At 72.0% G+C, this 4,230-nt stretch carries 4 protein-coding genes and 1 pseudogene; all 5 read right to left on the bottom strand.

Annotation, left to right across the window (positions count from 1 at the left end; genetic code table 11):
- Nucleotides 1-140, bottom strand: a pseudogene (locus tag ACZ34W_RS38415) (bifunctional 4-hydroxy-2-oxoglutarate aldolase/2-dehydro-3-deoxy-phosphogluconate aldolase); the annotation flags it as partial.
- Entirely contained in the window at nt 137-991 is an 855-nt protein-coding gene (locus ACZ34W_RS38410) for a hypothetical protein (RefSeq protein ID WP_465611113.1), read from the bottom strand. The pseudogene ACZ34W_RS38415 and the gene ACZ34W_RS38410, both read right to left, overlap by 4 nt.
- Nucleotides 985-2,130, bottom strand: a complete 1,146-nt coding sequence (dgoD, locus tag ACZ34W_RS38405) for a galactonate dehydratase (protein WP_465611111.1) — start codon at nt 2,128-2,130, stop codon at nt 985-987. Before dgoD ends, ACZ34W_RS38410 begins: the two co-directional genes overlap by 7 nt.
- Complete coding sequence (locus tag ACZ34W_RS38400) at nt 2,127-2,840, bottom strand: FadR/GntR family transcriptional regulator (protein WP_465611109.1); 714 nt, start codon at nt 2,838-2,840, stop codon at nt 2,127-2,129. Before ACZ34W_RS38400 ends, dgoD begins: the two co-directional genes overlap by 4 nt.
- A 67-nt stretch (nt 2,841-2,907) precedes the next feature.
- Complete coding sequence (locus ACZ34W_RS38395) at nt 2,908-3,675, bottom strand: SDR family NAD(P)-dependent oxidoreductase (protein ID WP_465611107.1); 768 nt, start codon at nt 3,673-3,675, stop codon at nt 2,908-2,910.
- Nucleotides 3,676-4,230: the final 555 nt, after the last annotated feature.

Here is a 4,230-nt window from a genome sequence, read left to right as displayed (position 1 = left end):
AGCGCGTCGGTGGTGGTCAGGGACACCTCGGCGACGGTGATGCCCTCCTCCGCGAGGGCCAGGACGGTTCGCAAGGCGGCATCACGGTCACGCCCTCGCACGATGGCGAGCGTGCGGTAGGGCAACTCGGTCAGATTCATGGGGCGCTCTCGTCACAGGGGAGGGGGGTTCGGGTGGCGGTGATCTCGAGTTCCCAGCGCAGTTCGCCGTCGGCGGGGACGGTGGCGGCGTCGCCTTCTCCGGCTTCCGCGAGGTCGAAGACGGCTCCGAGCATGGGTTCGACGCCGATGCTGCGGTAGGGGGTGGCGGCGGGGTAGCCGCGGAGGTTGCGCCACAGGGCGACGGACAGGGGGACGTCGGCGTCGGTGCGCAGGGTCAGGCGGAGTGTGTCCGGTCCGTCGGTGACGGAGATGTCCGCGCAGCGGGTGAGGATGGCGCCCACGGCGGTGCCGTCGTCGGGGCCCAGCCGGTCCAGGGGCAGTTCGAGCGGCGTGGGCCAGTGCCCGGTGACGTGGGGGGTGTTGTCGGGCCAGGGTTCGTCGGTCAGGTGGGCGGCCTCGGGAAAGACCCGGGTGGCCGTTCCCACGGGCGCGGTGAGGTGGGCGCCGGGGGTCACGTCGAGCAGCGCGTGGGCCGCCCAGAGAAAGCGGTACCCGGGATCCGCCGACAGGTGGTAGGAGGCGAACAGCGCCCCCGCCGGGTTACGCCGCAGACTGCGACGCAGGACGAAGTCGGGGTGGTCGAGGACGTCGGTGTCAGCGTCGCGCTGCCACGGCCGGGACCAGGCGTCGCCGTGGTCGGGGATGCCGCGGACGGTGGGGAGGCATTCCTCCAGGCCGCCGGCGTCGACGAACGGGTCGCCGGGCCGGACGGTGTCACGGGCGGGAGCGTGGCGGTGCCAAAGCCATTCGCGTCCGCCGCCGCGCAGGCTGGTCCACCGTCCGCCGTGGCGTGGGTCGGTGGTGGCGGTGAGGGGGATGCGGGTCACCATTCCGCGAACGATCCGTCGTCGTGGTGCCAGAGGGGGTTGCGCCAGCGGTGGCCGGTCTCGGCGGCGCGGCGTACGGCGTTCTCGTCGATGGCGATGCCCAGCCCGGGGCCGGTGGGAAGCTTCGCGTACCCGTCGGTGAAGCGGAAGGGTTCCGTGTCGAGGAGGTAGTCGAGGAGCTCGTTGCCGCAGTTGTAGTGGATGCCGAGGCTCTGTTCCTGGATGAGGAAGTTCGGTATGGCGAAGCCGAGTTGGAGGCTCGCGGCGAGCGCGATCGGGCCGAGGGGGCAGTGGGGGGCCATCGCGACGTCGTAGGCCTCGGCGAGGGCGGCGATGCGGCGGACCTCGGAGATGCCGCCCGCGTGCGAGACGTCGGGCTGGGCGACGGCGATGCCCGTGGGCAGGATGTCGCGGAAGTCGGCGCGGGAGTAGAGCCGTTCGCCGCAGGCCAGCGGCACGCTGGTGGAGTCGACGAGCCGGCGCAGGTCCCGCGCGTGTTCGGGCAGGACGGGCTCCTCCACGAACAGCGGGTGCAGCGGCTCCAGCAGCGGCAGGACGCGGCGGGACATGGCGGTCGACATCCGGCCGTGGAAGTCGATGGCGACGTCGTGGTGGTCGCCGATGGCCTCGCGCACCGCGGCGACCCGGTCGACGACGGCCTTCGTCCGGGCCGGTGTGTCGATGGGGCGCATCTGCGCGGAGCCGTTCATCTTGACGGCCGTGAAACCGGCGTCGATCTGTTCGCGGGCGAGTTCGGCGACGTGGGCGGGGCTGTCGCCGCCGATCCACGCGTACATCCGCAGCCGGTCCCGCACCGGGCCGCCGAGCAGCTGGTGGACGGGGGCGCCGTAGGCCTTGCCCTTGATGTCCCACAGGGCCTGGTCGATGCCGGCGACGGCGCTGGAGAGAATCGGGCCGCCGCGGTAGAAGCCGCCTTTGGTGAGCACCTGCCAGTGGTGCTCGATCCGCAGCGGGTCCTCGCCGACGAGGTGGTCGGCCAGTTCGTGGACGGCGGCGCGGACGGTGTCGGCGCGGCCCTCCACGACGGGTTCGCCCCAGCCGGTGATCCCCTCGTCGGTGGCGATCCTCAGGAACAGCCAGCGCGGGGCGACGGGGAACGTCTCCAGCGAGATGATCTTCATTCGGCTTCCCCCTGGTCCGGTGCGTGTATCAGGTCGAGGTCGGCGGTGGCCTGCGCGAGCAGGTGCCGCACGGCGCGTTCGGCGGCCTGCGGATCGCGGTCGCGCACGGCCTCCAGCACGGCGCGGTGCGCGGGCACGGGGTCGGCCCAGTGCTCGGTGCTGTGGACGAGGTGGTCGCGCACCCGCAGACCGGCCTCGATCACCACCTCCATGCGGGTGAGGAGTTCGTTGTGGGCCGCGGCCAGCAGGGCCCGGTGGAACGCGAGGTCCGCCTCCACGGCGGCGTGGGTGTCGTCGCCGGCCTCGGCCATGCGCTCCAGGGCGTCGGCGAGGTCGGCCAGGTCGGCCTCCTCGCGGCGCTGGGCGGCGAGGCAGGCGGCGGCCGGCTCCATGATCGAGCGGACCTCGCCCAGGTTGGCCAGGAAGCCCTTGTCGGGGATCCCAGCGCCCTGCCAGCGCAGCAGGTCGGCGTCCAGCAGGTTCCAGTCCGCACGAGCGCGCACGAAGGTGCCGCGTTTCTGGCGGGAGTCGATGAGGCCCTTCGACGCCAGGACCCGCAGCGCCTCGCGCAGGACGGTCTTGCTGACACCGAGCTCCTGCTCCAGCTGGTCCGGGGACAGGAGCGAGCCGGGCGCGTGGGTGCCGCCGACGATACGCCCGCCGATGATGTCGATGATCTGTTGGTGCAGGTTGCGGGTCGGCGGGTTCATGCGGGGCTCTTCTCGGCTTGGCTGTTTGTGTGTGCGGGACGGCGCGGGCGCGATGCCGGGGCCGGTGTCATGAGGAGGCCTTGACGACCGACCAGCCTCCGTCCACCACGAGAGTGGTTCCGGTGATGTAGGAGGCGTCGGGCGAGGCGAGGAAGGCGACCGCGGCCGCCACCTCCTCGGGGGTGCCGAACCGCTTGGCGACCGTCTCCGCCACGCTGTCGGCCCGCCCCGCCTCGTCCACCCGGTCCCACGCCGCCGTCATGATCGGCCCGGGGACGACGGTGTTCACCCGCACCCGGGGCCCGTACTCGACCGCGAGTTGACGCCCCATGGAGCACAGCGCGCCCTTGGCGGCGGCGTAGGCGGGATGGCCGGGCAGACCCACCAGCGCGTGGACGGACGACGTGAGCACCACCGAACCCGCGCAAGCCCGCAGATCCTCGACGAAGACCCGCACCCCCAGCCACGCGGCCTTCAAGGTGACGTCGAGCTGACCGTCCCACTGAGCCTCCGTCAGCTCGTGGGCGGGTTTGACGACCACCGCGTACGCGTTGCTGTGCAGCACGTCCAGCCGCCCGTAACGCTCACGTACGTGCGCCGCGAGTTCGCCCCACACGGCCGCGGACGTCACGTCGCCGTGCCGGTACTCGGCCCGCCCGCCCTGCCGCGTGATCGCCTCGGCCGTCGCCCGCCCCGCGGCGTCGGCAATGTCGACGATCACCACCGCCGCGCCCTCCGCGGCCAGACGCCGCGCGGTCGCGGCGCCGATACCGGCGGCGGCACCGGTGATCACCGCCACCTTGCCGTCGAAGCGGCGGCACATCTGCTCTGTCATGCGCTGAAAGTACCCCCGCGCATTAATTATGCAAAGGCCTTGACACGGGCAATCTCGCAGCCCCAGGATCAGCGCCCAGGACGGCACCGGAAACAGGTCGGAAACAGCATCACCGGCCTCCGAAACGCCTTCGAAAACCTCGGTACACGCAACGCGTCGTCGAGGCTCCCCCGCCGGGGCAGGACCCCGGCCGGCCGAAGCCCCGACCGGACCCCCGGCATCCGCGCCGCCGCACACACGGCCGTTCGTGGAGCCGCCCGGGTCACCTCACCAGCACTTCGGTCGGCCTCGCCGACGTGCGACGCACCACCCCCACACCTCCCCTCCTCCGAACAGACCGCTCGTCCCCCCATGGAGTTCGTCATGTTCACCACCTCGCACCGCCGTATCGCGGCCGCCACAGGTCTCCTTCTCACACTCGCGGTGAGTACCGCGTGTTCCACCGGCCAGGAGTCCACCCCGTCATCTGGCGCGGGTGCCTCGGTGGCTCCGGTGAGCGGCAAGATCTCGATGACCTACCTGCAGAAGCAGGGCGACCAGGAGTACTTCATCGGC

The sequence above is a fragment of the Kitasatospora sp. NPDC022856 genome (assembly GCF_055561235.1).
The sequence above is the reverse complement of the archived record's forward strand: the minus strand, read 5'-3'. Positions and strand labels throughout refer to the sequence as shown.